The sequence below is a fragment of the Halorubrum pallidum genome, assembly GCF_055380345.1.
Genome location: NZ_AP043945.1, coordinates 2,286,816 through 2,312,862, shown reverse-complemented (window position 1 = coordinate 2,312,862; position 26,047 = coordinate 2,286,816). Strand labels below are relative to the sequence as shown.

Sequence of the window (26,047 nt, the reverse complement as noted above, 5' to 3'; positions counted from 1 at the left end):
ATCGGTCGGCATAGAGTTCACCATCGACGATGTCGACCTCGACCAACCGATTTCGAAAACGCCCATCTCGACGCCTCTCTCGCCGGTTGTGACGGTTTCACACACCACGAAATACACACAAAGTATTTATAAGAACCACTGTATGGTCGTAATGCCCCTATCCCCGAACGCGACAGGAGCGAGTAATCCGACACACGTCGTCCGTCTCGACGCGGATGGCGAATCGAGACGGAGTGTCGAGGACAAAACTGCTGGCGTACTCGGAATGCAGACAACAACGCAAACAATGACAAACGACAATAATACACGCTCGAAGGCCAACGCGGTCTTCTTCAGTGTCCTCATGGTACTCTCCATGGTGGCCGCCGGATTTGCTGTTGCACCTGCAGCAGCAACTCCTACCGGCGTCTCTGGAGTTAGTGCCGATGATGTGACAATCGATCCGAGTAGTACTGTCGACCAAGATGTTACCTATGAAGTAACATTCGACAACAGTAGTCCCACTGAAAACGCAACTGTCGACGCACCGAGTGAGGTAACGTCGATTCTTGACGATGCCTCCACAAGCATTAACGCTAATGGTGGTGCCAGCAGCCTTACTGTGGATGAGACGACAATTTCCAGTGGTACGATCACCGTGGATATCAGCGGTGCTGACACCGCATCCGGGTCGTACACTGCAAACTTCACGACTACCATCACTCACGACACGAGTGGCCTAGGCGCTTCTGATGCAGCAAGCAATCTGCAGTACACGATCAATGCTACCGGTAACACGGGATCCAGTGACACGGTTAGCTTCGATCTGCTCGCCCCTGACGAGCGTACGGCTGGTGCAGACGAGGTCTTCTACGGAAACACAGTCTATCAGGGTGAAGAAGGTCTGACCTTCTACAACGACGACGGTACGACCGTCTCGCCTGGTGCACTCCAGAAGACGGCCGGTGACGCGTCCGGTACGTCGCTCACCGTCCCGATTCCTGAAGATGCACCGACCGGCACCTACGCCGAGAATGCTGACGCGACTGACTCCAGCAACTACCGTGTTGTTGTTCAGCAGCCGCGCATCAGCACCGCAGAAGTTCAGTACAACGGGAACGACATCGACCAGATCGCAACGGCCAACGCGGACGAGCTGACGGCTAACGCGACCTGGAACTTCCCGGAAGCTGAAAACGTCGAGATCACCGTGGAAGATGCCAGCGGAACTGACATCACCAACACGGTTGTTGGCGACGCTATCCTCAACGCTGACGACGGCGTCGATAGTGCCGACCTCGACCTCTCCGGTGAGGACGCAGGCGAGTACACCGTGATCTTCGAGGGCGAGGGCGACCTCGACCACGACAGTGTTGTTCAGGAGTACACCATCGAGACGACGAACCAGGACTCGCTCTCGATTGACACGTCATCCGACTCTGCCGTTCAGGGTGACAATGTCGACTACACCGTGAGCGGTGGTCTCGACGCTGAGACCCACGTTGTCGCCATCGCCGAGGACGACCTCCGTGACGGCGCGAACATCACCAACGTCGTTCGCACTCTCCGGAACGTCGGAGACACCCAGCGTGTTGGCCTGTGGGCAAACGGTGACGACTTCAACGGAGAAGAAATCACTGCGAGCAACGTCCAGTCCAAGTTCTTGGGTAACCTCGAAGACGATTCCTACCGCTCGAGCAACGTCGAGTACGCGTTCGCCGTTGTCGAGATCGACGGTACGACCGCAGTTGGCTCCGTCGAGACGCAGTACGTCGATGACTCGACGATCGACGTTGAGCTGTACGGTGACTCGTCCCCGGCAAACCTGTCGACGATGGAGCCTTCTGAAGACGACGTCAGCATTGACGTTGAAGAAGGTGACGTCAGTCTCGACAGCCCCAGCGGAACGTACGTTGTTGGTCAAGAAGTTGACGTGAACGGTTCCGCGGCAAGCGCCGAGGACGTTGGTATCTACGTTCAGGACAACAACAACTGGGAGCCCGTCAACGTTGACGGCGACCAGTTCATCTCGGTTGACTCGGACGACACGTTCGAAGAAACTGATGTCGTCCTGTCGGATGCCGACAAAGACGGCGCTGACGCCGATGACTTCCCCGGAAGTACGACGCTCTCGTTCGCCGGGCGGTACGACATCGGTGTGATTGACCAGAGTGACGCGCAGTCTGTTGCGAACAACGACGGCACAATCTCCTCGTCGGACTTCAGCAGTGCCTCGAGTAACCGCTACTCGATCACCGTGACTGAGGGAGATCTGGGCGGCAGCTTCTCCACGGTCAACGGTCAGATAGCTGAAGAAGACGGTACCATCGATGTCGAAGGTACCGCTGAAGGCCAAGACAGCGTTGTTGTCGCCTTCGTCGACAACCGTGGTCAGACGATTGCTCGAACTGTCTCGGTCGACGGTGACGGGACCTTCGAGCGCGAAGACATCAGCATTGGCAACCTCAACCAGGGTACTGTCTCCGGACACATCTTCTCGCTCGGTCGCGACGGTGTGGTTGGCGACGGTACGCTCCCCAGCAACGATGACGCAAGCAGTGCCGATGATCTGCAGACGTACATTGCAGACAACATCGGCTCTGGCAGCGGTGACCAGATCCGCAGCCGGATCCTCTCGAACACTGTCGACGCTGACGGCAGCGACGATCTTGCGGTCTCCGAGACGTTCCGCCTGAACGATGCGACGCTCTCTGTCAGCAACGTCTACGCCGAAGGCGCTGAAGCCTCGGGCGTTAACCCGGTTGCGACCGGTGAGACTGTCGTCATCGAAGGATCGACCAACCGCCAGGCTGACGACAACTCGATCACGCTCGACATGCTGACCCAGGAAGACAACTCTGTTGCCTCTACGTCTACCGACGACTGGGGTAACAACGGTCAGTGGAGCGCCACGATCGACACGTCCGACCTTGAGACTGGTACGTACATCATCGAAGCCGACGACGGCGACAGTACGGACCGCGTTGAGGTCGAAATCGTCGAAGAGCGCGACACCAGCGATGGTGACGACGGCTCTGACGACGGCGAGGACGGTTCCTCCGACGGTGAGGACGGTTCCTCCGACGGTGAGGACGGTTCCTCCGACGGTGAGGACGGTTCCTCCGACGGTGAGGACGGTTCCTCCGACGGTGAGGACGGTGGCTCCGACGGCGGCTCCACGGACGACGGCACGCCCGGCTTCGGCGCGCTCGTCGCCCTCGTCGCCCTCATCGCGGCCGCGCTCCTCGCGACCCGTCGCGACAACTAACGACCACTAACCACCGAACGGACGCCCGTTCGGCCCACGCGGTTTGCGGTTCCATTTTTCGAACGCGCTCGCATTGACCAGCGACGACGCCGCGGCTCGCCGAAGGTTTATTTGTGATACAGATGTATCACAGCATATGAGCACCGACACAGACACCGGTGCGGACCGGATGGAGAAGATCAACGTTCGCGTACCAGAGAGCCTGCTCCAGCGCATCGACGAGGAGTGGGAGCGTCGCGGATACTCCAGTCGATCGGAGGCCATCCGCGATGCGCTTCGTGACTGGACGAACCCCTCCGCGACGCTTTCAGCGGAGACGCTCGACGACCTCGAACGGAGCCGAACGCAGGCGAAGGAGGGTGAGACGGTGTCGGCGGACGAAGCCCGCGAGCGGTTGGGCTTGGATGAGTAAACTACCCTACCCTACTCCCTCGGCGCTGTGCGCCTCGGTCCTTGAGGATAGGGCTTTGATGTGGACTCCCGGCAATCAGTCGCCAGCAATAGGCTGGTAACTCTCGCCGTTCAACATCCCACCATTCACACGCACGTCTACTGGTGCGTCTCCGCCCCCCGACGTGGGCGAGGAACGGAGGCTGTGTTGTCGCTTTCGAGCGTACCGCACGCCAATGTTCTTCGCAGCGTTATAATCTGCGTTCACTTCGTACCCACACTTCTGGCACTCAAACCGTTCTCCCTGACGGTTCGCTTCGTGCGTGAACCCACAATCCGCCCGAGAACACCGTTGAGACGTGTGGTTCGGCTCAACCTCTTCCACGGAGACACCCTGCTCTGGTGCCTTGTAGGAGACGTACTCGTAGAGGCGTCGGAACGCCCAAATGTGGTGCCACTTCGCGTATGGAAGTCGCTCACGGATGTCTGTTAGATCCTCAAACACGATCACGTCGCAGTCGTGTTCGACGGCTTCCGAAACGATCTCATTGGCAACCGTGTGGATGTATTGTTTTCGCCACGCTTCTTCACGCTTGCCGAGGCGAAGAAGCGCGTTGTGTGCGGCCTGCGTGCCGCGTTGTTGCATCTCACCACGCCGCTTCTCGAACTCGCGGCACCAGTGATCGTATTCGTCCCCTTGCCAGAACGTGCCGGTCGAAGCTACTGCGAGGCTGTTAACGCCGAGGTCGATGCCGAGGACTGTTTGGTGCCCGGTATCTGCCGAAACCTCGGACTCGTCGCCATCGTACTTCCGGGTTGTAATGTGAAAGTAGAACTCGTCGGTCGCCTTGTCGTATTGGAGTGTACTCGCCCGGAACTCGTACTCGTCCGAAAGAACGTACTGTTCGTAGGGTGTCGGGCTGTCCGTCGGGAGTTCAAACTCACACTCAACACGCCCGTTGACGGTTGAAAGCGAGACTTCGTTCCGGTAGAACGTCGCACTCCGCTTATCATAGAGCATACTCCACGACGTGAACTCCGGCTGGCTCACACGCTTACCTTGTTTCCACCGTTCGACACACCCTTTCGTCGCTTGGACGGCACGTCGGATGGCTTCTTGGACGAGGTTCGCAGTGAGATCAGTTTCCTCTCGCAGTTCCTCATAGAGCGCATCCCGTGCGGTCGTGTTCGCCGTAACGCAGTTGGTGTAGGAGCGATCGTCCCAACAGAACTCGGCGGCACGGTTCGCACAGTGAAGGAACTGGCGAGCTGACTCGTGGAGGTCGTCGCGTCGCTCATCGGGAACGACGAGCTTGACCGGCGCGGTTCGACGCACCTCCATACTTCAGATGAAGAGCTATCGGTTCTTAATTATGTGGGAATCCGGTGGCCACAGTATGCCGGTTGTGTCGTACCATGTCGGTTTCCTCTCCGACCTACTCGCTCGCTTCGCTCACTCCTTGAGGTCGGAGGCTCCACCTTGTATAATGCTGAGGTTGAGTACACCGAGCAGGCTCTCGACCACTTGGACGATCTCGATCCACAGGTCGCAGATCGCGTGTTGAACAAAGTCGAAGAAGCGACCGAGTGGACCGACCACCGACTCGAGTCGCTCTCTGGGTACCCGTACTACAAGCTCCGGGCTGGCGACTACCGTGCGATCATCGCGTGGGACCGCAACGCGGACCGGCTTCGCGTCGAGGATGTCGGCCACCGACGAAACGTGTACGACCGCCACCTCCCGCCATAGAACTCACCGGTCGCCATCTTCGTGCTCCGTTGATCGCGTTCGGTCCCGTTTATCCGGCACGTACAAGCCACTGGTGACTCGAACGTCTGGGTGGACGCCGACGACACCTCCCGTACTACCACCGACGAGCACGACGCGTGACCTCTGTGACCGACACATACAAGCCGCTGTGTAAGGAATTCTTACGCATAGCATGGCCGCCGACGATCCCGAAGTCACCACGGTAACCTCGAAAGGACAGATCACGATCCCGAGCAAGCTCCGGGACCAGTTCGGCCTCGAACAGGGCACGAAGCTCATGGTCGTTCCGACGGAGTACGGCCTCGTCTTGAAGAAAGTCGACCTCCCCTCCGTCGAGGAGTTTCAACGACGCGTCGACGCCCGGGCCGACACGGGTGCGCTCTCTCTCGACGAGGTCACCCGACTCGTCCACGAGGCGCGAGGCGCTGAGGAATGAGAGCTGTCTTGGATACGAACGTACTCATCTCCGGTGTCATCGCGACCGGCGTCCCACACGAACTCCTCGTCATGGGATTCGACCGCGAGTACCAGATCGTCGTTTCCGTGGAGACGCTCACGGAGTTCCGCGAGACCCTACTCAAGTATCCGGATCGGTTCCACATGACGGAAACGGAGGTACAACGAGAAGTCGAAACGGTCCGGTATTTTGCCGAGTTCGTCGATCCGACCGTGGATATCACGGCGGTCGAAGCAGACCCCGACGACGACAAGTTCCTCGAAGCGGCCGTCGCCGGTGACGTCGAGTACCTCGTTTCCGGTGACGGACATCTACTCGATCTCGACGTGTTTCGCGGGATCGAGATCGTCGAACCGAGAACCTTCTACGAGCGACTCGACGAGGAGTAGCATCTCGCTGTGGGCGGCCACTAGTTCGGTCTACGCAGTTCGCAGTTCCATGTTTCGAACGCGCTCACACCGACCAGCGACGGCGCTGTGAGTCGATCCCGTGGCCCCACCTCGCCGACGATATGCCGTGATCGATGACGATCGCATCGACCCGACACGGTACCCCACATCGCCGAGCCGGCCACGGCGATGGTCCGCGCTCTGGCGTGTGATCTTCACGACAGCTAATCTACAGAGAGAGGCGCCAGAACTGCCGATCACGGACACCCGGGACAGAAAGTATTTACCCGCCACGACGGTAGGGTGAATCACGTTCATGCACACACGTCTCGCCCTCGTCGCGGCAGTTCTCCTCGTCGGTCTCGCGGGGGTCGCCGCGCCGTTCGCCGCTCCCGCAGCGGCGCAGTCTGGCCCCGCCGTCGGCTTCGGCGACGGCCAGACGACGGTCGCACAGGGCGACGTCGCGACGGTCGACCTCCAGTTGCGCAACACCGATCAGGCCACCCTCCGAATTCGCTCGTCCGACCAGCGGTACCGGGCCACGCTCCGCGTGCGCGACGGCGACGACGACGGCACCGTCCGCGTCCGCGTCAACACCTTCCGCGGCGCCGACGGCGACGCCGCCGACCGCTTCACCGCCGAGGGCGACGCGGACACCGCCCGACTCCTCGCCGAGTCGAGCGGCACCGACGCGTCGACGTTCGACACCGGTCGCTACAACCTGATCGTCTCGACCGCTGAGACGAGCGTCGCGTCCGTTCTCAGGGTCGACGCGCCCGACGCCGGCGACAGCGACACCAGCGTCGTCGGCCCGGACGCGACGCCGCAGCCCGACAACCAGACCGGAGCGGAGGCGGATCCGGAAACGGATGCGGAGGAGACCGCCCGCGAGGACGGGAACGCCGCGACGGATGAGACCGCCGCGGCCGACGCGGCTGACACGGCCGCGTCGCCTGCCGTCTCTGCCGCCCGCGGCGACCGCGTCCGAACGCGGTTCTCGGTCGGCGGCCTCGGCGGCGTCCTCGAATCACCCGCCCCGGCGCGCAACCTCGTGTACCCCGCGGACAGCGCTCCGGGCGCGCAGACGACGCACACGATGCAGACGACGCCGACCGACTCTCTGTCGATGCGGTCGCTGACGATCGACTACGGCGTCGACGACAGCACGCCTCCCGCGAGCGTCCACCAGTTCTCCCGAAGCGACATCGAAGCGATCGGCGTCGACGAGACGGGCGACGGCTACGTCGACCGCTCCGTCGGGATCGCGATCCAGAACGTCCGGACGAGCACCGACGGTCGCGTGACGCTCACCTTCGACCGATCGATCACAGTCTCTGAGAACCACACGTTCCTGCTGGCGTCCGCGACGCAGAACCCCGACGTGACGGGTGCCGAGGACGTCTCGGTCACGCTCCACGGCGACCAGACGACCCACCGCGACCGGGGGACCGTGCTGTACGGTCCGGCCGGACAGGGGACGCTCGGGTACGGCGTGGATCTCCGTCCGACGGCGGCCGACGGCGACGCGCCGACCGCGCCGCTCGCGGCGGTCGAGACGACCTACGACCCCGACGACGGCGGCCTCGTCGCGACTGCCGACACGGACGCATTCGAAACGGGTGAGTACGCGATGACGCTCGCGGTCGGCGAGGCCGCACCCGAGCCCGTCCCGCGAGTGTCGCTACGGGAACGGTTCGCCGTCGTCGAGCCGTCCGTCGAGTTCACGGACTCGTCCGTCGGCGACGATCCGCTCCTGTCCGTGACCGCCGACACCAACCTCGCACCGGGCGGTTCGGTCATCGTCCGCGTCGAGGCCGAAGAGCCGAACGGCGGCATCAGTCAGGTTCTCAACTGCGTGGCGACTGTCGACGCCGACGGTACGATCACTTGTGCGTTCGATCTCCAGAATCCGGCGTCCGACTTCGACATCGAAGTCACCGCCCAGCGCGACGACGCCGTGATCGGCGGACCGGTCGAATATAACTGACGGCATCGCGACTGCGTCGTCACGCCGTTCGATTCCCCTCATCGTCTCGCCCTTCGTCTGAACTCTCACAGTAGCCGCCGAGCGTACTCTCTTCTGTACCGCACTCTCGAATGACGCTTTCGAGCCGGCGTCTGCTTGTTCGTCGACGAGAATCCACCGCGCGACCGGTGAGGCACGCGACCGGGTAGTTCACACCCGAACGCCCAAGAGGTACACCGAACCGACGACGACGATCCCCCCGAGCGTCTCCCGCGTACCGACGCCGAACGGAATCGGGAGGAATCCGTCGTCCCCGTCGGAGTCGTCGTCGCTCTCGTCGGTGTCTGGTGTCGAATCGTCCGTCGCGTCACCGTTCTCAGCGTCTCCGTCGCTCGGCTCGCTGTCGTCCGTCTCTGGGTTTTCTATCGTCGCCGTGGCGTCGCTATCGCTGTCCCCATCACCCTCGTCTCGGTCCTCACTCGCAGTCGACTCGTCCACGCGCGGCGTGATCGACTCCGTGTACTGTTTTCCGCCGTCGTAGGTCACGATCAGGTTTGCGACCGTCTGTCCCGGAGCGGCGGCAAGCGTCCGATTGAACGTGACGTTCTCTGCGGGGTCGGTCGTCTCGTGTACGCGCTCGATGTCGAGCCGCTCGCCGGAGTCGGTGTTGATCGTTTCGAGGGTGACGCGTGTCACATCGGCGCCCGTGATAGTGCCGGCGACGTGGGTGGTCTCTGCTGTGGCGTTCGTCTCATTCGCCGCGATCGCTACCTGCGGGTTCGGGTCGTGCTCAATCGAGAACTCCTGTTCGGCGGTGTTTCCGGCCGTATCCTCCGCGACGAACCGGAACTCGTTCGGCTCGTCGGTGTGATATAATTTCACTCGGGTGTCCACGCTCACGTTGAGCCGCTCCGTGTCGGGCTCCGGATTCGTCTCACTCAACAACACCTGTGATCCGTTGGTATCAACGCGCTCGATCGCGACCCGATCAAGCTTCGTCTCGTCGCTCACGGACGCACGGATGCGCGCCGAGTCACTGTAGGTCACGTTCGGTGCGTCGAGATCGATTGTGGGTGTGGTCTCGTCGTCGACGACGAGTGTGAACTCGTCCGTGTTCGACTTGCCGGCCGCGTCGACGTACTCCATCGTGATCTCGTTCTCGCCGACGCCGAGCCGGAGGTCCTGCGAGAACTCCTCGCCCGGATCGTCGATGCGATACAGATCTCGATCCGTTTCGTTGCTCTCGTCATCGACATCGTACGTGAACGTCCGTTCGATCGTGACTCGGTCGACGGTCGAGACCGTGTGGAGGCTGCCGGCGATCGTCACCTTCCCGGTCGGGACCGTGGTCTCGTCGGGGGGGCCGCCCTTCACCGTCGTGGTGAACGGCGACGCGTACTTCACTCGGGGTGCGCCCGTCCGTTTGGTCACCGTCGCCTCGAACGTCGAGACGCGGTCCCCGTCCGCGATGACTTCCACGGTGTTGTCGTTGAGACCTAGTTCGAGCGGCACAGCCCGCGAGAACGAGCGGTTCTCGGGCCGGTATGAGTGTCGTATCTCTCCGTCGACTCGGATCTCGACGAGGTCGATCGTCGCGTTCGATTCGGCCGTGACGTTCGCCGTCGGATCTGACTGGACGATACGATCGCCGCCGTCGGAGACCTGCTCTCCGTCGATGGCGACGTCGATCGATATCGTCGATTCCTCTTGGGCCGCCGCCGGGGCGACGATCGGGCCGGCACTCGCGAGCAGCAGCGAGACGACAAGGCATCCGACAACGACGCCGGTGAGACGACCCTGGAACCGGGATTCACCACCGGCATCACGGAGGACACGACGAAGCCAGACGAGGCCGACGATGACATCGTGGAGCTGCTCCGTCGGAGACGGTGGCACGCGGAAACCGCGGCGCAGCCGTGAGAGCGTGTTCGAGTTCATGTGGACGCTAGATGGGAGTCCCGATCGACGCTCGATCGGAACTCGAGATGCGTGTGACCTCGTTGCCGTATCGACACTTGACTGTAGTGGGCCAGCTATCACGAGAGATACTCGCGCTGTCTATGGTTTCGACTCGCACACGCAGCGCGTAGCGAAGCCGTTAAAAGCGATCCGCGGGTAGAACGACTAACTCGCTGGTGCGGACACAGCGGGCACTCGCCGCCGGCCGCGTCGACGGCTCGCCGCCGACGCGCCGGGACGAGACGACATGTGGCCGCCTCGCGGCTGAATCGCAACCGTCCGCGGACACACCAATGGCACGAAGTTTCTACTCGCACATCAAGGAGGCATGGCGGTCCCCCAAGGAGGGGAAGCTCGCGGAACTGCAGTGGCAGCGCAAACAGGAGTGGCGCGACGAGGGTGCCATCGAGCGTATCGAGCGCCCCACGCGACTCGATAAGGCCCGTGAACTCGGCTACAAGGCCAAGCAGGGCGTCATCGTCGCCCGCGTGAGCGTCCGCAAGGGCGGCTCGCGCAAACAGCGGTTCAAGGCCGGCCGGCGCTCGAAGCGGCAGGGCGTCAACCGCCTCTCGCGGCGAAAATCGATCCAGCGCATCGCCGAGGAGCGCGCCTCGCGGAAGTACCGCAACCTCCGCGTACTCAATTCCTACTGGGTCGGTGAGGACGGCTCCCAGAAGTGGCACGAAGTCATCCTCGTGGATCCCGCACACCCCGCGATCGAGAACGACGACGACCTGAGCTGGATCACGTCCGACGACCACAAGGGTCGGGCCTTCCGCGGGCTCACCTCCGCCGGCACCAAGGGCCGCGGGCAGCGCACGCGCGGGAAGGGCACGGAGAAGACCCGCCCGAGCGTCTCCGGCAACGACCGCCAGGGCAAGTAGCGCGGGTTCGATCTCGACGCGTCTGCAGTATCGATACGTCTTCGATTTTCGATCTGTCCCGCCGCTTTCACCCCTCGAACTGCTCGAACTCGTCCATCGTCATGTCGGCGTAGTTGACGAGCCAGTCCTCGGCGGGCGAGTCGGGACGGACGTACACGTACACGTAGTCGCCGTCGAGCACCGTGCTCACGCCGAGCTGTTCGTCTTTGATGACGCGTTTGTTGGTGTCGATGGCGACGTCGACGAGCCCCTCCAGATCGTCGACGAGGATCGTCGCCTCGTACTCCCGCTCCGAGGGGAACGTGCCGCGCGTGATCCACTCGGAGAACTCCTGTTCTTGTTGATGGATCTCGAGGATCTCGCCTTCGTCCGGCGAGAGGCCGATCAGGTCGCGACGACGGGCGATCAGCAGTCCGCCGGTTCCGACGAGTCCGACGACGAACACGAGCACCGAACCGGCGGCTTCGAGGCCGCTGGGCTCGACCACGCGCTCGATCGTGTCCGTTTGTTGGCTGCTTTCGTCGATCGTCTCGGTTTCGAGGACGCGGAGCGTCTGCTGGGTGACCGTGATCGGCATCGCGCTCTCGTAGGTGGCGCTCACGGACTGCCCGGACAGCGTGCCCTCGACGCTCGACGTGGCGACGACGCGGATCTCGATGGTGCCGGCAGCGCCGAGCTGCCGTTCGATCGTGTCGATGTTCGCGAAGACCTCGTCGATGTCGACGGTCGCGTCGACGGTGTGGTTCTCGTCCGCCGTGACGCCCTCGTCGCTCCCGCTCGCGAGCGGCTCGGCGTACTGCCAGAGGACGTCTTCGCCCTCGACGCCGCGGTACACGAGGCGAACGTCGGTCGTCACGTCGACCGATCCCTCGTCCGCCGTGTGTGCGTACGCGTACGTCACGTCGAGCTCCTCCGCGAGGTTCACGTAGTACACCGGCCGGTTTCGCACTCGTTCGCCCTCCTCGAACACCAGCGAGTCGTTGATGACGACAGAACTGTGGTCGAACGCGGTCGATTCGGACCACTGGCCGACGGTCACCGAGTCCCGTTCGACCTCGGGACTCGCGTGAACTTGGTAGCTCCACCAGCCGCCCACGGCTGCCAGCACGACCGCCGCGATCAACAGCACCGAGAGCCACTGTTCGAGGAACGCTCGGACGCGTATCGATCGGTCGACGTCGCTCACGAACGACCTCCACGAGTGTCAATCCCCTGTGACGGCGGCACTCTCCGCACCGACGGCCACCGCGGATGATTCCGACCGGTCATTCGGTGTGCACTCCAGTCGGTCATTCGGTGTGCACTCCGGTCGAGTCGATGGCGACGACCTCGTCGAAAAGCGGTTTGAGCGTGTTCAGATCCTGCGGGTTCCCGGCCATCGGATCGATGTGGAAATGCGAGACCGCCCCGCCGCCGTGGAGCGTGTTGAGAAGCACGTGGAGGAAGCGGAACGTGCTCTTCACGTCGCGGTAGTTCAACACGACGTTCAGCGAGTCGAAGCAGACGGCGATCGGTCGGCCCTCGTCCGCCCAGTCGTCTATCGTTCCGGACACGACGATCCCCAGGCGGGTGATGTCGTTGGGGTTCGTGATCTGGACGCTGTCAACGACGTCGTCGACCGACGCCGGCACCGACTGCGTGTATCCGATGGCGATCAGTTTCAGGTGGTCCGTGCCTGCCGCTATCTCCGCTAACCGATCGGGATCGAGCTTCTGATACCGGACGAGGAGTACCCGCGGTGTCACGTCCTCCCGACTAGGTCGGAGAAGGGTGTGACAGGCGTGTTCCGTGCGGTCGTCTCGCGTCTCGGACTGAACGAGCACGCTCATCCCGGGATCGAGGTCAGCGGGAAGCCCCTCATCGAGCCCGGCGTCTACGTCCCACCCGTGCGTGACTGGATCCTCGGAACTCGCTGTCGACGGTGAGCCCGCCTCGGAGACGGGACCACCACCCCCGCCCGTCGAGGTAGCAGGCGACGCTCCGTCGACGTCTGCGCCGCGGTCCCAGACTCGCTCACCCCGATCGGCGTTTCGGTCGTCGCTTCGGTTGTCCGTCCGGGTGCCAGCCTCGATCGGATCGGCGGGCCCGCGTGCGCCAGCGCCGCCGGCCGTGTAGCCATCGACCGTGTTTCCCTCGGCTGCGTCGTCGCTCCCGTCACTCGCGCCGCCAGCGGTCGCGGTGGCGTCCGTCCGGTTCGTGGCCTCCACACTGGTATCCGACTCAGACGCCTCCGGCTCCCCGCTGTCGTCACCGACGGCCGTCGACCACTCCCACTCGTCTGCTCCGGTCGCCGAGTCGCCCTCGTCGGCGACGGCCGACGCGACACCGTCGATCGAATCGGGACTCGCGATCGGATCGGAGGGCGGTTCGTCCTCCGACCCGGTCGCCGGCTCGGAATCGCGGTCGGCATCGTCCGATGACGCCGCCTCGGCGGTCCCCTCCAGCCGCGATCGGAGCGACTTGAACCGCGAGGGTCGCTTCGACTCCGATCCGGCGTCGGTGGAATCGACGCGGGCCGTGGCATCGGAGTCGACGGAGTCCGCCGACGGTGGCGTGGCGTCGCCCGACGAGTCCGGATCGTTCGATCTCGGGTCGCTCATCGACGACAGTGACGCGTACGCGCGGCGTGTCCCGTTCCTCTCTGTTCGACGGAACCCGCCGCCGACCGCTCCGTGCCGATCCGTCGATCTGTCCGTCGCTGCGACTGCTGCATTTCCTGTACGGTGGTCATTTCAGAGTAAAAAACTATCGCACAGCGTCGTCGCCGTCGTCCGCGACCCAACGATTAAGCTATTGGACACCCAACTGTGCGGCTGTGTCAGACTCTTGGAAACCCGACGAGTCCGATTCGGTCGACGTCGACACGTTCCAAGAGTGGCTTCACTACACGGCGGAGTCCCGCGATCTCGACGAGGGGGAACTGTTGGACCGACTCGTCTCCGCCTACTGGGTGCTCGATGAGATGAGCGATGTCGTTCCGGACGCGCCGGCGGGCGACGTCGACTCCGGATCTGGCGCGAGACCGGACAGCGACCGCCTGACCGAGTGGCGCTCGTCACCGTCGGACCGTCGTCCCCCCGTCGACGGTCCCGGGCGCGTGAGGACCGAGGACCAGTCGAGCGGTGAACGCGCGGGCGACGACGCGGTGGATCCCGGCGACGAATCCGATGACGTCGGTAACGCACCGGACGAGACGACCGCGCCGAACGAGACGAACGCGTCGGACGAGACGGATCCGACGGACGCCTCCACCGACGACGCCGTCACGGCCGAGATCCAAGCGCTTCGTGACTCGATTCACACACAGCTCGATCTTGCCACAACCGTCACGGAACTCCGGCGGCAGGTGTCGGACCTGTCTCTCGATGTCGAACAGCAGCGGTCGAGACAGGACGGCTTCACCGATCGCATCACCGACGATATCACGCGCCTCAACCAGCGGATCGAGCGAATCGACGCGCAGGTCGACGGTGATACCGACGCGCTCGATGAACGCGTCGACGCCCTCGAACGGAGCCTCGACGATCTCGAATCGACGTACGGCGAGTTCGAGGCGTGGGTAGACGGCGAGTTCGACGAAATCGAAGTCCTGTTCGAACGGCTGATCGAGACCGCAGACGGGCTCGACGACCGCCTCGATGACGCCGAGCGGTCGGCCGACGCCGTCGAGGAGATCGCGACCGCGCGCCGCGACCTCGGCGAGCTGCGACGAGACGCGATCGACCTCGGGATCGACGGGGGGACCTGCGAAAGCTGCGGGACGTCCGTCGATCTCTCGATGCTCACGGATCCCGCGTGTCCCGCCTGTGACCGCTCGTTTTCCGACATCACGCCGGACCGATGGTGGAACCCCCTCTCGAACCCGACGCTCCACACGGCCCCCGACTCGCGGAACGCGATGTCCGCGGACGAGGCGACACACCCCCGGGACATCGTCGACGGAAACTGAGCGACTTCACCGCGGCCGAGGTGTCGCGACCGGCGTCCCGCGCCTCGACCGATCACCAATTTCCTCGGATCAGTGCCTCTTTCGATGCTCCGAGCGAGTCACATCAGTTCGAGAGACCGCACCCCTGCGACGATGACCGTCGCGTTGTACACGGAGACGAGCGAGAACAACGACGACGGGAGTCCGTATCCCGCGAGTCGGACGAGCGGGGCGAGGTGTCCGTCTCGGCGCCGCATCGAGACGGCGATAGCGGCGATCTCCGTGATCGCGGTGATCGCGACGACGATGACGAGGGAACTGACGATCAACCCGGTCGCGACACCGACGCGGCTCAACATCGCGTCGACCGCGGGGTTCGCCTCGTACACCCCCGGAACGAACCGAAGACCGATCCCCGTCGTGAGCGCGTCGGCCGACTTCGTCGCTGTCAACAGCGCGACCCCGGAGAGACAGAGCGCGCTGCGCCCGAACTGACTCCGTCCCGTCGGACGGCTTGACTTGCGGGTCCGCGTCGCGGCCCGCGAACCGGCCAGACGGCCGGTCTCCGGACGCGGCCGACGCCTCTCGGGCCGCACGCGGCGATGGACGGCGTCGCCATTATCCGGTCGCCGATCGGTCGTCCGCCGAGACATGTCACCCGCCACATTTAATTTCAAATAACATAAGTGTGTGTGGTGTGAACAGGTGGGTACTCGCTCGAAGTCTGCGAAAAGTAACCTACTTGAGTGCGCACGGGCAATCCTCTCTCGCAGTCCCGTGGTGTAGTGGCCAATCATAATGGCCTTTGGAGGGAATCCGTCCGCGTCCGCGGTTGAGACCCGAGCGTGGTCCGTGTTCGGAGACGCTCGGCGGATACCCGAAGTCAGCCATTGACGGCGGTTCGAATCCGCCCGGGACTATCTTCTCACGAACGTCCGTGAGTCACGGCTTCGAGTGCGTTCGGCGGCGACCGCCGCCATGTATGTCATTTTCACAGAGTACAAGGAGAATGCCCCCAGGGCTCGATCCCGGAGTTGAATCCGACAACCCATAACACAAACCATTAACTCAACATATCTCTAATCAATAGACAGCGATGGAGTACAGTCACCGCTACCCTGCATACCCGACACAAGAGGTAGCGGCTGAACTGGACTACCACATCGACGTTCATCGCCAAGCGTACAACTACACCCTGTACGAGTACGAAAACGTGGACGCCGACGACATCGGCTCTGCGTACAACCACCACTCCCGGCTTTCCGACTGGAAAGACAACTATCCCGTCTTCTCAGAGGTCCACTCGAAAGCTCTGCAACGAACCGTCACTCGGTTCTACCAGAATCTCACTGGACTCTCCGAGCAGAAGCAAAACGGACGCAAGGTCGGGAAGCTCAACTGGAAGTCACCGCGGGAGTTCCAGAGTATGACGTATTCGCAGTCTGGCTTCGAACTCAAAAATACGAGTGGTCGACGTGCGACGCTCTGGCTCTCCAAAATCGGAGATATCAAACTTCGCTACCACCGCGAGATTCCCGACGAAGCAGCCATCAAAGAGGTCACCGTTAAGAAAGAGACGACCGGAGACTGGTTCGTCTCGTTCGGGCTTGAAACAGACGATGCTGATCTCCCCGAGAAACCCGACGTGGACTCACTCGACACGAGCAATAGCGTCGGGATTGACCTCGGCATCCTCAACTACATCCACACCAGCGATGGGAAGGCTGTGGATTGGCTCGACCTCGAAGACGAATACGAACGACTCCAGCACGAGCAACGCAAGCTATCTCGCAAGGAGATCGGGTCAAGCAACTACGAGAAACAACGCCGGGAAGTGGCAAAGATCAAGCGCCACATTCGTCGGAGAGTGCTGGACTACCAGCATAAACTCACGACGTGGCTCGTCCGCGAGTACGACGCAGTATTCGTCGAGGACTTGGACGTGAAGGGGATGCTCGAACAGCCACACAACACTCGCAACAAACAGGATGCGGCGTGGCGTCAGTTTATTACACTTCTCGAATACAAAGCGGAGTTGTACGGCTGTCACGTCGTTCAGGTGGAAGCAGCAGGAACGACGAAGGAATGCGCGTCATGTGGTGTCGAGACGGTGAAACCCATCTGGATCAGGGAACACTCGTGTCCAAGCTGTGGGTTCGAGTGTGATCGTGACGCGAACGCGGCGATGAATGTCTTGCAGAGAGGATTTTCGGAGTTAGGGCTGGGATGGCCCGAATCAACGCCTGTGGAGACTGCGCTCCCTACGGACACCACTCGCGTGTCTGCAAAGCGCGTCATCGAAACAGGAAGCCTCGGAGCTTGACCCCGAGGCTATTCACCATGCAGTTCGTGGTGCCGCTATGGATCCGAACCAGTACCGGGAGACGGTCGCTACGAACCGACGAAAACACGGCTTCGAGGCGATCGACGACGGGGCGGACGAATTCGATCCGGTGTGGGTGACGCGAGACGACGACGCGTCCGTGGGGGATGTCGCCGTACTGGCGACGCTCGTTGACGACTCCGACCCCGACCCGAGGACGGTCACCGCACGCGCGGACGAGTTCCGGGACGTGCTCGTCGGCCGTATCGACGATCGGCCGGGATCGACGACGCCGCTCGGCTACGTCGTGTTTCCGGTGGCTGATCCCGATCCGTCCCTCGTCGACGCCGCGCGGTCGTACACCGTCGCTCGCCGACGGACGAACGTCTTTCCGCTGGTGTACGACTGCGAGAGCGAGCGGCTCCACCGCCACGAGATCCCCCGGCTCAAGGGGCGCGGGATCTACCGTCGGCAAGCGGAGGACGCGGATCGGCTCTTCGACGTGTGAGTCGGGAGCGGTACCGCTGCGGTGATGCGACTGCCGTCAGCGAAGGTGGGTCGGTGAAAACAGTGGAAACGCCGCGGTCTCAGATCAGCCGTTCTGCGATCCGGGCCGCACCTTCGGCGGCGGCCGTCGCGGGATCGTCGGGGGAGACGACCTCGATATCGCGGTCGAGCGCGTCCGAGAGCCGCGCTTCGAACTCCTCCGTGAGACCGGGAATGCACGCCATGCCGCCGGTGACGGCGATGGGACGGCCGAGCGCGAGCTGGTACGGCTTCATGTGGTCGTTCGCGAGCCCCGGGAGGAACTCGTTGGCGACCGCGTCGACCGCGTCGTCGATGTAGCGGTCGACCGGGTCGCGAACGCCGCGGTCGACGGTGAACTCGTGGCTCCCGCCGCCGGGCTGTTGGACCACGTCGGTGAACGGCTCGAAGTCGCCCACGTCGGCGTGCTCCTCTTTGTACTCGCGGGCGGTCGTCCGGTCGATGTGGACCCGCCCTTGGCTCTCCTCTTCGACGGCGGCGACGATCCAGCGGTCGACCTCGTTACCGGTCACCGAGCCGGTCGAAAACGGCGAAAGCTGCTCGCCGCGGCGGTAGGCGCACGCCTCCAGCGTCGTCGACCCCATGTTGACCGAGAGGAACACCTCGTCGATCGCGTCGAGCCCGTCGCCGTAGGCGGGAATCGACCCGCACAGCGACTCGGGGAAGCTCCGCGCTTCGATCTGACCGATCGACGACCCCTCGATCACCGAGGTGAGGTTCTCGACGCCCTCCTCATTGTCGATGGTCGGCACCGCGTAGACGACGGCGCTCTCTTCGGGCACGTCGTGGGCGTCCACGACCGCCTCGAAGAACCGCTCGGCGTCCGCAACGCTCTCTTCGTCTTCAGGGAGGCCCGACCGGAGCATAAAGCGCACCGTGTCCGGGTACTCGACCGCCGCCTCTTCGCCGAACAGCACCTTCTCTTCGCCGGTGATGGCGTCCTCGTAGGTCGCCAGACAGGTGAGTATCGAGTGGCGCTCGCGACCCCCCCGTCCGTCGGGGATGTCGAGCACCGTCCGGGTGCTGCCGAGTTTCACGCCCACCGCTGCCGGTTCGTCCGATTCGTTGATATCCGTGGATTCGTCGTCGCTCATGGTTCACTCGCACACGAAGCGATCCGGACGATGGAGACGAGGCTGATCCGGTGGTCTGCGGGGGTAAAGGGCCGGTCGTATCGCGGGGCGTCGAACCCCTCCAGTCGACGCGTCAGCGCGTCGACCGCGTCGGGTTCGATCCAACCGAGTTCGGCGTAGTACGACAGCGCGTCGCGGCTCCGCAGGTGACCGCCGACGTCGACGAGGTAGCCGATCCACTCGCCGAGTTCGTGTTCCGCCTCCGGTGAGGCCGGAACCGCCCGCAGGTACGGGCGGCCTTCGGCGTCGTCGGGTCGAGTCCCGTCGCCGTCGGCGGACAGTCGCTGTCCTCGCTGACGCTGGAGCAGTTCGGTGAACGCGGCCGAGCGGGCGGCCTGTTCCGCTCGGTTCCGGTTCGGATGACGAAGCGACCGCTCCCGAGCCGCCTCGTCTGCGTCGACTCGCGGTGTGTCCGCGATCCGACGCAGCTCCCGTACGTCGTATCTCCGTGGATTCAGACTCATAGTCCGTCCGTCGTTCGCGTCCGTACTCCTGACCTCACGACGACGATATATGATAGTTCCTCCGCAGTTATCTGATATGAGAAACGACGCCTGCGGCGGGTGTCACTCCTCGTCGGCCCACGGAAGGGGCTCCGTACACCAGTGACAGAAGTCAAGGTCGGCGTCGGTCTCTTTGCCGCAGTGCGGACACTCCACGTCCGTCGGCCCCTCATCCGACCCGGTGACGGCGGCGACGGGCGATCGCGACTCACGAGCGCCGTCGCTCTCGGATTCGTCGCCGTCGTCCGCGCTCGCAGCGCGGCGGCGGATCGCCTCAGCGGTGGCGTCGGCCCGGTCGCGTGCGGCGGCGTCCGCGCGGCCGACGACGTACGCGTCGATCGCCGACAGCCCGTACAAGAGCACGATCGAGACGGCGATGTCCGTCGGGAGCGACGCGGCGGCCTCGGCGGCCTCGGCCGGCGCGCCGATCGAGCCCTCCATGCTCACGTCGTAGAACGCGAACAGCGCCACCCCGCCGGCGACGATCGTCAGGTGCCACAGCAGCGCCCGCCCCCACCGCCGCAAGACGAGGTGGCCGAGCCCCGGAAACAGCATCGCCAGCGCGGCGGCGAGGAGGGGACGCAACTGGTTTCGCATACGCCACCGGTTCGAGTGGAACGTATTTACCGCCTGCGGTGTCCGACGACTCGGGGTCCCGTCGCATCGTCGCGGATAACAACCGTTAATCGACGGCACCGCCTCCGAGCGGGCATGAGCAGGCAGCGGGCGACCGCGTTCGTCCCCGGACACGTCACGGCCTTCTTCAGCGCTCACCCCGGCGACCGACCCGCGGCCGCCGGGTCGCGCGGCGCGGGCGTGACGCTGACCGACGGGGTCACCGTCGGCGTGTCGGCGGCCGACGGCGACGACGGAACTCGGGTCCTCGACGGCGACTCCGGCGCGATCGGCGCTGTCGAGGACGTCCTCGACGCGCTCGGCGTTCCCGCGGTCGACGTCTCGGTCGAGACCGACCTGCCGATCGGCGCCGGGTTCGGCGTGTCCGGTGCGGCCGCCTCGGGAGCCGCCCTCGCGGCCAACCGGGCGTTCGACTGCGGCCGATCGGAGAACGAACTGGTTCGCATCGCCCACGAGGCGGAGGTGGACCGGGGCACCGGGCTCGGCGACGTGGTCGCGCAGGCGCGCGGCGGCGTCCCGATCCGACTCGAACCGGGCGCGCCGGGAGTCGGCGCGCTCGACGGGATCCCCGCGGACGCCCGGATCGAGTACGTCACCTTCGGCGAGCTGTCGACCGAAGCGGTGTTGGGCGGCGACACGACCGCGCTCTCCGCCGCCGGCGAGGCGGCGCTCGACCGGCTCCGCGCCGACCCGCGACTCCCGAACATGATGGCCGCGGCCCGCGAGTTCGCTCGCTCGGCCGACCTCCTCGTCCCCGAGGTCGAGACCGCGATCGACGCGGTCGAGGCGGCGGGCGGCGAGGCCGCGATGGCGATGCTCGGCCGGACCGTCTTCGCGCTCGGAACCGGCCTGTCCGACGCCGGCTACGACCCCGACGCGTGTCGGGTTCACCCGGCCGGCGCGCGGCTCGTCTCCGACGCTGCTGTCGACGACGGCGGTGAAACCGCGGTTCACCGGTGAGGCTGCGGTTCACCGGACGAACCCCCGACGCGCCCCGTCGGCTCACTCGTCGAGCTTCGACGACCGAGCCACCATCTCCGAGACCGACTCGCTTCGGTCGTCGGCTACGTCCAGGGTCACCGTGCGGGCTTCGAACGTCTCCGTGATCGCGCCGGGACCGTCGACCGTGTAGTGGTCCTCGCCGTCGGTGACGACGAGCGAGTTCTCGATCGGGACCGAGTTGGTCGCCGGTCTGACCAGCTTCTGTTTGACTCGAATCACTCGACCGCGCCGCGTCTGGTAGTCGTCGCGGGAGTTCGCGGATCGGACCTCCATCTCGGCGGTCAGCTCTCGGCCCCGTCGTCTGTGGAGCGTCGCAGCCAGGACCGCGTGTCTGAACCGGTCGTAGGTCGCGGGGAGGTCGTCCGGATCGTGCACGTACACCTCCTCCGCGAGCGGCCAGTAGTTACCCAGGAACGACCCCACCAGAAGCGGCGACAGCCGGTCTTCGGTGAAGCCGATCGCCTGCTGATCGGACGCGTTCCCAACGATGACTTCGAGCGGCGAGAACAGTCCGTGGCGTCGGTCGACGCAGACCAGTATGGGTCCGGCGTGTTCCCAGACTCGAGCGACGTCGCCGATCCCCTGTAGCGCCGCCTCGGGGACGGATTCGGTCCCGTCGTCGTTCACCAACACGAGCGTGAAGACGCCCCGGTCGACCGCCGCTTCGAGGTCTTCTGCGAGGTCGGGAAGCAGCGACGCGGGGACCGACACGTTCACCTCGTTGTCGGCGCTTCGGATGAGCCGAGCGATCCGCTTTCGCACCGTCGAGTTCGATTTTATCACCTCGTACCGGCGGTCCACGTCCGGGTCGGGCTCGTGGATCGCTTCGAGCTGCTCTTCGAGCGACGACAACCGGTCGGAGAGCTGCTCGACGACCGTCGACGGATCCACCGCCCGTGCGGTCGTCGGCGTCTCGTGATCGCGCATCTCGACGAGGCCCCGCTCCTCGAAGTGGCTGAAGACGTTGTAGACGTATCGCTTGGAAACGCCGGCGCTCTGTGCGATATCGCTGGCTTTCGCTTCCCCGTGCGCGAGCAGGGCGGTGTACGTATCGACCTCCTTGTCCGAGAACCCGAACGACTTCAGTTGCTCGCGGAGGGAGGCGTCGTCCGTCGACATATCGGTTCGATGGGAGGCGGACGGTGGTATCGTTGTCGGTGATCTCACTCCTCGGTCTCGTACGGCTCACCGACGACGGACGGAATTCGCGTCTTTCCGTAGGCCGTGAGCACGACGAGCACCGCGACGTACGGGAGCAGGTTGACCAGCCGCGCCGGCACGTCGACACCGACCGTCTGGAACTGGACGTTCAGCATGTCGAGCGCACCGAAAAGCAACGCGGCCGCGGCCGCACCGACCGGGTTGTAGTTTCCGAACAGGTACGCGACGATCGCGATCCACCCCCGCCCGTCGACCATGGTCGAGCCGGTCCCGACGAAGTTCCCCGCGTGTGCGAGCAGCACGGCACCGCCCAGACCCGCCATCGCACCGGAGAAGATCACCGTCGCGTAGCGGACTCGGTTGACGTTGACGCCGGCGGTATCGAGCGCTTCGGGGTTCTCTCCCGCCGCCTGTACCCAGTAGCCGTATCGGGTGCGATACAGGACCACCCAGGCCGCGGAGACGAGGAGGGCCGCGAGGAAGACCAACGGCGACAGACCGAACGCGATTCTGTCGACGCTTTCGAGCCCGGGGCTCGATCGGCTGCCCCAGATCAGCGCGGCGGCGAACGGGGCGAAGCCGAGTCCGATGAACCACACGGCCAGCCCGGCGACGATCTGGTCGGCCTTGTACCGGATCAACAGCACGGCGAATACCGTCGTGAGCGCTACCGCGACGACGACGCCGGTGACGACGGCGGCCCACACGTGCGCCTGGGTCGGGGACGTGCCCCCGAGCGCGAACATCGTTCCCGCCGTGGTGAACGCGCCGACGATCATGAACCCTTCGAGCCCGATGTTGAACACGCCGCTTTTTTCGGCGTACAATCCTCCGACGGCGGCGAGAGCGATCGGCGTCGCCATCTCCAACGTCCGAGTAACAAACCCGGGCGTGATGAGCCGGGCGAGGTCGACGCCGAATCCCACGGAGAGGATCGCGCCGAGTCCCGCGAGGACCAGAAGCGAGACGCCACCGACCCGGAGTCGGTCGGCCGTCAGAGCGTCTGTAAGGCTCATTCAGCGTCACCTCCGAGACCAGTACGGAGGGCTATCATCCGGAACAGCTCCGGCACCGCCACGAAGAGGACGACGAGACCGACGATCCCGTCGATCAGCTGGACGGGAACGTCGCTGTTGATCTGCACGTACGAGCCCGCGGATTCGAGCCCGCCGAACAGCAGTCCCGCCGGAAGCACTCCGAGCGGGTTGTTCGCCGCGAGCAGGCTCACGGCGATCGCGTCGAACCCGTAGTTGCCGATACCGGAGGGGTCGGTGTAGTATCCCTGTATCATTATCACGAACAGCGCACCGGTCAGTCCGGCGATCATCCCGGACAGCGCCATCGTCGAGATGACCATCCGCTTCGCGTCGACGCCGGAGTACGTCGCGGCCGTGTCCTGGTAGCCGCTCGTGACCATGTCGTACCCGAACTGCGTTCGCGTCATGATCACGGTGACGACGGCGATCACTCCGAGCATGAGGAGGATCCCGACGATAGACAGGTTCGGGTCGCCGAAGACGAACCGCGGTAGCTCCACGCTCTCCGGGAGTCGCCTTGTCCGAGTGGCAGTGGCCTCGGGATCGCCGAACGGCCCGGCCACGAGGTAGCCGACGAAGCCGGTGGCGATGAAGTTCAACATGATCGTCGTGATGATCTCGTTGGCGTCGCCGTACGCCTTCATCATGCCGGGGAGCGCGCCGTACAGTCCCCCGGCGACGACGCCGGCGAGCGTTCCGAACACGATCAGGACGATTCCGCCGACCGTGCCCTCGGGCACGAACCCGCCAAGCCAGATGATTGCGACGGCTGTCGAGAAACCGCCGACGACGAACTGTCCCTGAACGCCGATGTTGAAGACTCCAGCGCGGAACGCGACCGCGACGGCGACGCCGGTCAAGACGAAAAGCGTCGTCCCCCGGAGGGTGCGAGCGATCGCCCGCTCGTTTCCGAAGGCACCGACCACCAGCTGACCGGCGAACCGGATCGGGTCGTAGCCGGCGAGCGCGGCGATCACGAGGCCGATGACGAGAGCCAGCGCCGTCGACGCGGCCGCGACCCCGAGCCGTTCGAGGACCGACGCATCGAGCAGACGGGCGGCGACCGCGTCGAGCGCTCCGGTCGCGTCGCTCCCAGACTCGCTCACGACGTGACACCTCCGTCGGCGTCGCCCGCTCCGTCTGACTCCTCCGCCAGCGTCTGTCCGGCCATCAGGAGGCCCAGGTCGGACTCGGTGACCGACTCGGGATCGACAGTGTCGATGAACTCGCCCTCGTACATCACCGCGATGCGATCGGAGAGCTTCTGGATCTCTTCGAGCTTCGAGGAGACCATCAGTATCCCGACCCCCTCGTCGCGGAGTTCCATCAGCCGACTGTGAATGAATTCGATCGATCCGATGTCGACGCCGCGCGTCGGGTGCGAGGCGACGAGCACGTCCGGATCGTGACCGATCTCCCGACCGACGATGAACTTCTGTTGGTTTCCGCCGGAGAGCGACTCCGCGTCGGCTTCCGGGTTCGGCGGCTGAACGTCGTACTCCTCTATCACGTCCGCGGCGTGGTCGTCGACCGCCTCCCAGTCGATGAAGCCGCCCTTCGCGTACGGCTCGATCGTCTGGTTCCCGAGGAGAGCGTTCCGCTGGAGCGTGTACTCCTGGACGAGCCCCTCCGTCTGCCGGTCCTCGGGAATGTACGCGATCCCGTCTTCGATCCGGTCGCGGCGGCTCCGGTCGGTGATGTCCGTGCCGTCGAGCCGCACGATCCCGTCTGACGGCGTCCGGAGCCCCGTGATCCCCTCGATCAGTTCGCTCTGTCCGTTCCCCTGGACGCCCGCGATCCCGAGGATCTCTCCCTCGCGGACGGTGAGGTCGACGCCGTCGACCTGCTCGCGGCCGCGGTCCCCGCGCATCCGAAGCGCCTCGACTTCGAGGACGGGATCGCCGGTGCCCGGCTCTCGGTCCAGCCGGTCGAAGAGGACCTCTCGGCCGACCATCATGCGCGCGAGGTCCTGCTCTGTCGTCTCGTCGGCGGGGACGGTCCCGACGGCCGCTCCGTCGCGGAGCACCGTGATGTCGTCGGCGATCGCGAGCGCCTCGTCGAGCTTGTGCGAGATGAATATCAGTGACCGGCCGTCGGCCCGGAGGTCGTTCATGACCTCCATCAGTCCGTCGACCTCCTGGGGAGTGAGCACCGCGGTCGGCTCGTCGAGCACGAGGATCTCCGCGCCGCGGTAGAGGCTCTTGACGATCTCGACCCGCTGTTGGGCCCCGAGGTCGAGATCCTCGATCGGCGTGTCGAGATGCCGGTCGATGTCGAATCCGTACCGCTCGCAGATGTCCGCGATGTCGGCTCTGGCGCTCGCTTCGTCGACCGTTCCGCCGGCCGTCGGCTCGTGGCCGAGCACGATGTTCTGGAGGACCGTCATCGGCTTCACGAGCTGGAAGTGCTGGTGAATCATCCCGATCCCGGCGTCCATGGCGTCGCGCGGCGAGTCGAACGTCCGCTCCTCGCCGTCGACGTGAATCGTTCCGCTGTTCTGGTCGTAGAGCCCGTATAGGACGCTCATCAGCGTGGTCTTTCCAGACCCGTTCTCGCCGAGGAGGGCGTGGATCGACCCGCTCTCAAGCGTGAAGTCGACGTCGTCGTTGGCGACCACGTCGCCGAACCGCTTCGTGATGCCGTCGAGGCGGACCGCAGGTGCGTTACGCGTCATCGTGTTCTCATGATGGATGATAAATTGGGACGGAACTGCGG

The 26,047-nt window shown here is 64.4% G+C and carries 23 protein-coding genes and 1 tRNA gene; 12 read left to right on the top strand and 12 right to left on the bottom strand.

The features are described from left to right. Positions 1–286 precede the first annotated feature (286 nt). Complete coding sequence (gene csg, locus ACZ45C_RS13420) at positions 287–3,247, top strand: HVO_2072 family ArtA-dependent S-layer glycoprotein (protein ID WP_464374328.1); 2,961 nt, start codon at positions 287–289, stop codon at positions 3,245–3,247. Between the two features lie 136 nt (positions 3,248–3,383). After that, positions 3,384–3,659: a ribbon-helix-helix domain-containing protein gene (locus tag ACZ45C_RS13415; RefSeq protein ID WP_460561106.1), complete on the top strand. Its 276-nt coding sequence runs from the start codon at positions 3,384–3,386 to the stop codon at positions 3,657–3,659. Positions 3,660–3,734: 75 nt separating this feature from the next. Here the strand turns inward: ACZ45C_RS13415 and ACZ45C_RS13410 are convergent, their stop codons facing one another. Next, positions 3,735–4,979: an RNA-guided endonuclease InsQ/TnpB family protein gene (locus tag ACZ45C_RS13410; protein WP_460561108.1), complete on the bottom strand. Its 1,245-nt coding sequence runs from the start codon at positions 4,977–4,979 to the stop codon at positions 3,735–3,737. 138 nt (positions 4,980–5,117) lie between these two features. Here ACZ45C_RS13410 and ACZ45C_RS13405 point away from each other — a divergent pair, with 138 nt between their 5' ends. The 4 genes from ACZ45C_RS13405 to ACZ45C_RS13390 all read left to right on the top strand — a co-directional run bounded on the left by ACZ45C_RS13405 (position 5,118) and on the right by ACZ45C_RS13390 (position 8,241). Continuing rightward, complete coding sequence (locus ACZ45C_RS13405; protein WP_460561110.1) at positions 5,118–5,387, top strand: type II toxin-antitoxin system RelE family toxin; 270 nt, start codon at positions 5,118–5,120, stop codon at positions 5,385–5,387. Between the two features lie 193 nt (positions 5,388–5,580). Then, positions 5,581–5,844, top strand: a complete 264-nt coding sequence (locus ACZ45C_RS13400) for an AbrB/MazE/SpoVT family DNA-binding domain-containing protein (protein ID WP_460561112.1) — start codon at positions 5,581–5,583, stop codon at positions 5,842–5,844. Further along, positions 5,841–6,254: a putative toxin-antitoxin system toxin component, PIN family gene (locus tag ACZ45C_RS13395; RefSeq protein ID WP_460561114.1), complete on the top strand. Its 414-nt coding sequence runs from the start codon at positions 5,841–5,843 to the stop codon at positions 6,252–6,254. Before ACZ45C_RS13400 ends, ACZ45C_RS13395 begins: the two co-directional genes overlap by 4 nt. A gap of 316 nt (positions 6,255–6,570) precedes the next feature. Beyond that, positions 6,571–8,241 (top strand): DUF7827 domain-containing protein, encoded by a 1,671-nt coding sequence (locus ACZ45C_RS13390; protein WP_460561116.1) that lies wholly within the window; start codon positions 6,571–6,573, stop codon positions 8,239–8,241. 189 nt (positions 8,242–8,430) lie between these two features. Here the strand turns inward: ACZ45C_RS13390 and ACZ45C_RS13385 are convergent, their stop codons facing one another. Beyond that, positions 8,431–10,116 carry a hypothetical protein gene (locus ACZ45C_RS13385; RefSeq protein WP_460561118.1) on the bottom strand — a complete coding sequence of 562 codons (1,686 nt, stop codon included), beginning with the start codon at positions 10,114–10,116 and terminating at the stop codon, positions 8,431–8,433. Positions 10,117–10,472: 356 nt separating this feature from the next. On the opposite strand from ACZ45C_RS13385, the gene ACZ45C_RS13380 reads away from it, so the two are divergent. Further along, positions 10,473–11,063 carry a 50S ribosomal protein L15e gene (locus ACZ45C_RS13380; protein ID WP_460561120.1) on the top strand — a complete coding sequence of 197 codons (591 nt, stop codon included), beginning with the start codon at positions 10,473–10,475 and terminating at the stop codon, positions 11,061–11,063. A 67-nt stretch (positions 11,064–11,130) separates the two neighbouring features. On the opposite strand, the gene ACZ45C_RS13375 is transcribed toward ACZ45C_RS13380, so the two are convergent. Beyond that, entirely contained in the window at positions 11,131–12,249 is a 1,119-nt protein-coding gene (locus ACZ45C_RS13375) for a DUF5305 domain-containing protein (protein ID WP_460561122.1), read from the bottom strand. A gap of 103 nt (positions 12,250–12,352) precedes the next feature. Further along, a complete protein-coding gene (locus tag ACZ45C_RS13370) occupies positions 12,353–13,663 on the bottom strand; it encodes a DUF7504 family protein (RefSeq protein WP_460561124.1) in 1,311 nt (436 codons plus the stop codon). A 215-nt stretch (positions 13,664–13,878) separates the two neighbouring features. On the opposite strand from ACZ45C_RS13370, the gene ACZ45C_RS13365 reads away from it, so the two are divergent. Next, complete coding sequence (locus tag ACZ45C_RS13365) at positions 13,879–15,012, top strand: zinc ribbon domain-containing protein (RefSeq protein WP_460561126.1); 1,134 nt, start codon at positions 13,879–13,881, stop codon at positions 15,010–15,012. Between the two features lie 98 nt (positions 15,013–15,110). Here ACZ45C_RS13365 and ACZ45C_RS13360 read toward each other — a convergent pair whose 3' ends face one another. Next, positions 15,111–15,443 (bottom strand): hypothetical protein, encoded by a 333-nt coding sequence (locus ACZ45C_RS13360; protein ID WP_460561128.1) that lies wholly within the window; start codon positions 15,441–15,443, stop codon positions 15,111–15,113. Between the two features lie 319 nt (positions 15,444–15,762). Between ACZ45C_RS13360 and ACZ45C_RS13355 the strand changes: the two genes are divergently transcribed. The 3 genes from ACZ45C_RS13355 (at position 15,763) to ACZ45C_RS13345 (ending at position 17,822) form a co-directional block, all read left to right on the top strand. Then, a tRNA-Gln gene (locus tag ACZ45C_RS13355) sits at positions 15,763–15,911 on the top strand. A 176-nt stretch (positions 15,912–16,087) separates the two neighbouring features. Then, on the top strand, positions 16,088–17,314 hold the full coding sequence (locus tag ACZ45C_RS13350; protein ID WP_460561129.1) for an RNA-guided endonuclease InsQ/TnpB family protein: 1,227 nt from the start codon (positions 16,088–16,090) through the stop codon (positions 17,312–17,314). 37 nt (positions 17,315–17,351) lie between these two features. Further along, positions 17,352–17,822 carry a hypothetical protein gene (locus ACZ45C_RS13345; RefSeq protein WP_460561131.1) on the top strand — a complete coding sequence of 157 codons (471 nt, stop codon included), beginning with the start codon at positions 17,352–17,354 and terminating at the stop codon, positions 17,820–17,822. A gap of 79 nt (positions 17,823–17,901) precedes the next feature. On the opposite strand, the gene ACZ45C_RS13340 is transcribed toward ACZ45C_RS13345, so the two are convergent. From ACZ45C_RS13340 to ACZ45C_RS13330, 3 genes are all read right to left on the bottom strand, one after another. Next, a complete protein-coding gene (locus ACZ45C_RS13340; protein ID WP_460561133.1) occupies positions 17,902–18,954 on the bottom strand; it encodes a hypothetical protein in 1,053 nt (350 codons plus the stop codon). Next, complete coding sequence (locus tag ACZ45C_RS13335) at positions 18,951–19,457, bottom strand: FlaD/FlaE family flagellar protein (RefSeq protein WP_460561135.1); 507 nt, start codon at positions 19,455–19,457, stop codon at positions 18,951–18,953. The genes ACZ45C_RS13340 and ACZ45C_RS13335 overlap by 4 nt, the downstream gene beginning before the upstream one ends. Positions 19,458–19,559: 102 nt before the next feature. Then, entirely contained in the window at positions 19,560–20,093 is a 534-nt protein-coding gene (locus ACZ45C_RS13330) for a DUF6677 family protein (protein WP_460561137.1), read from the bottom strand. 114 nt (positions 20,094–20,207) lie between these two features. Here ACZ45C_RS13330 and ACZ45C_RS13325 point away from each other — a divergent pair, with 114 nt between their 5' ends. Further along, positions 20,208–21,092, top strand: coding sequence for a pantoate kinase (locus ACZ45C_RS13325; protein ID WP_460561139.1), 885 nt, complete (start codon positions 20,208–20,210; stop codon positions 21,090–21,092). Positions 21,093–21,134: 42 nt separating this feature from the next. Here ACZ45C_RS13325 and ACZ45C_RS13320 read toward each other — a convergent pair whose 3' ends face one another. From ACZ45C_RS13320 to ACZ45C_RS13305, 4 genes are read right to left on the bottom strand one after another with little or no spacing between them, the layout of a single operon-like run. Next, positions 21,135–22,253, bottom strand: a complete 1,119-nt coding sequence (locus ACZ45C_RS13320; RefSeq protein WP_460561141.1) for a TrmB family transcriptional regulator — start codon at positions 22,251–22,253, stop codon at positions 21,135–21,137. Positions 22,254–22,297: 44 nt separating this feature from the next. Further along, positions 22,298–23,311 carry an ABC transporter permease gene (locus ACZ45C_RS13315; protein ID WP_460561143.1) on the bottom strand — a complete coding sequence of 338 codons (1,014 nt, stop codon included), beginning with the start codon at positions 23,309–23,311 and terminating at the stop codon, positions 22,298–22,300. After that, a complete protein-coding gene (locus tag ACZ45C_RS13310) occupies positions 23,308–24,438 on the bottom strand; it encodes an ABC transporter permease (RefSeq protein ID WP_460561145.1) in 1,131 nt (376 codons plus the stop codon). Before ACZ45C_RS13310 ends, ACZ45C_RS13315 begins: the two co-directional genes overlap by 4 nt. Then, a complete protein-coding gene (locus tag ACZ45C_RS13305; protein ID WP_460561147.1) occupies positions 24,435–26,006 on the bottom strand; it encodes an ABC transporter ATP-binding protein in 1,572 nt (523 codons plus the stop codon). The genes ACZ45C_RS13310 and ACZ45C_RS13305 overlap by 4 nt, the downstream gene beginning before the upstream one ends. Between the last annotated feature and the right edge of the window lie 41 nt (positions 26,007–26,047).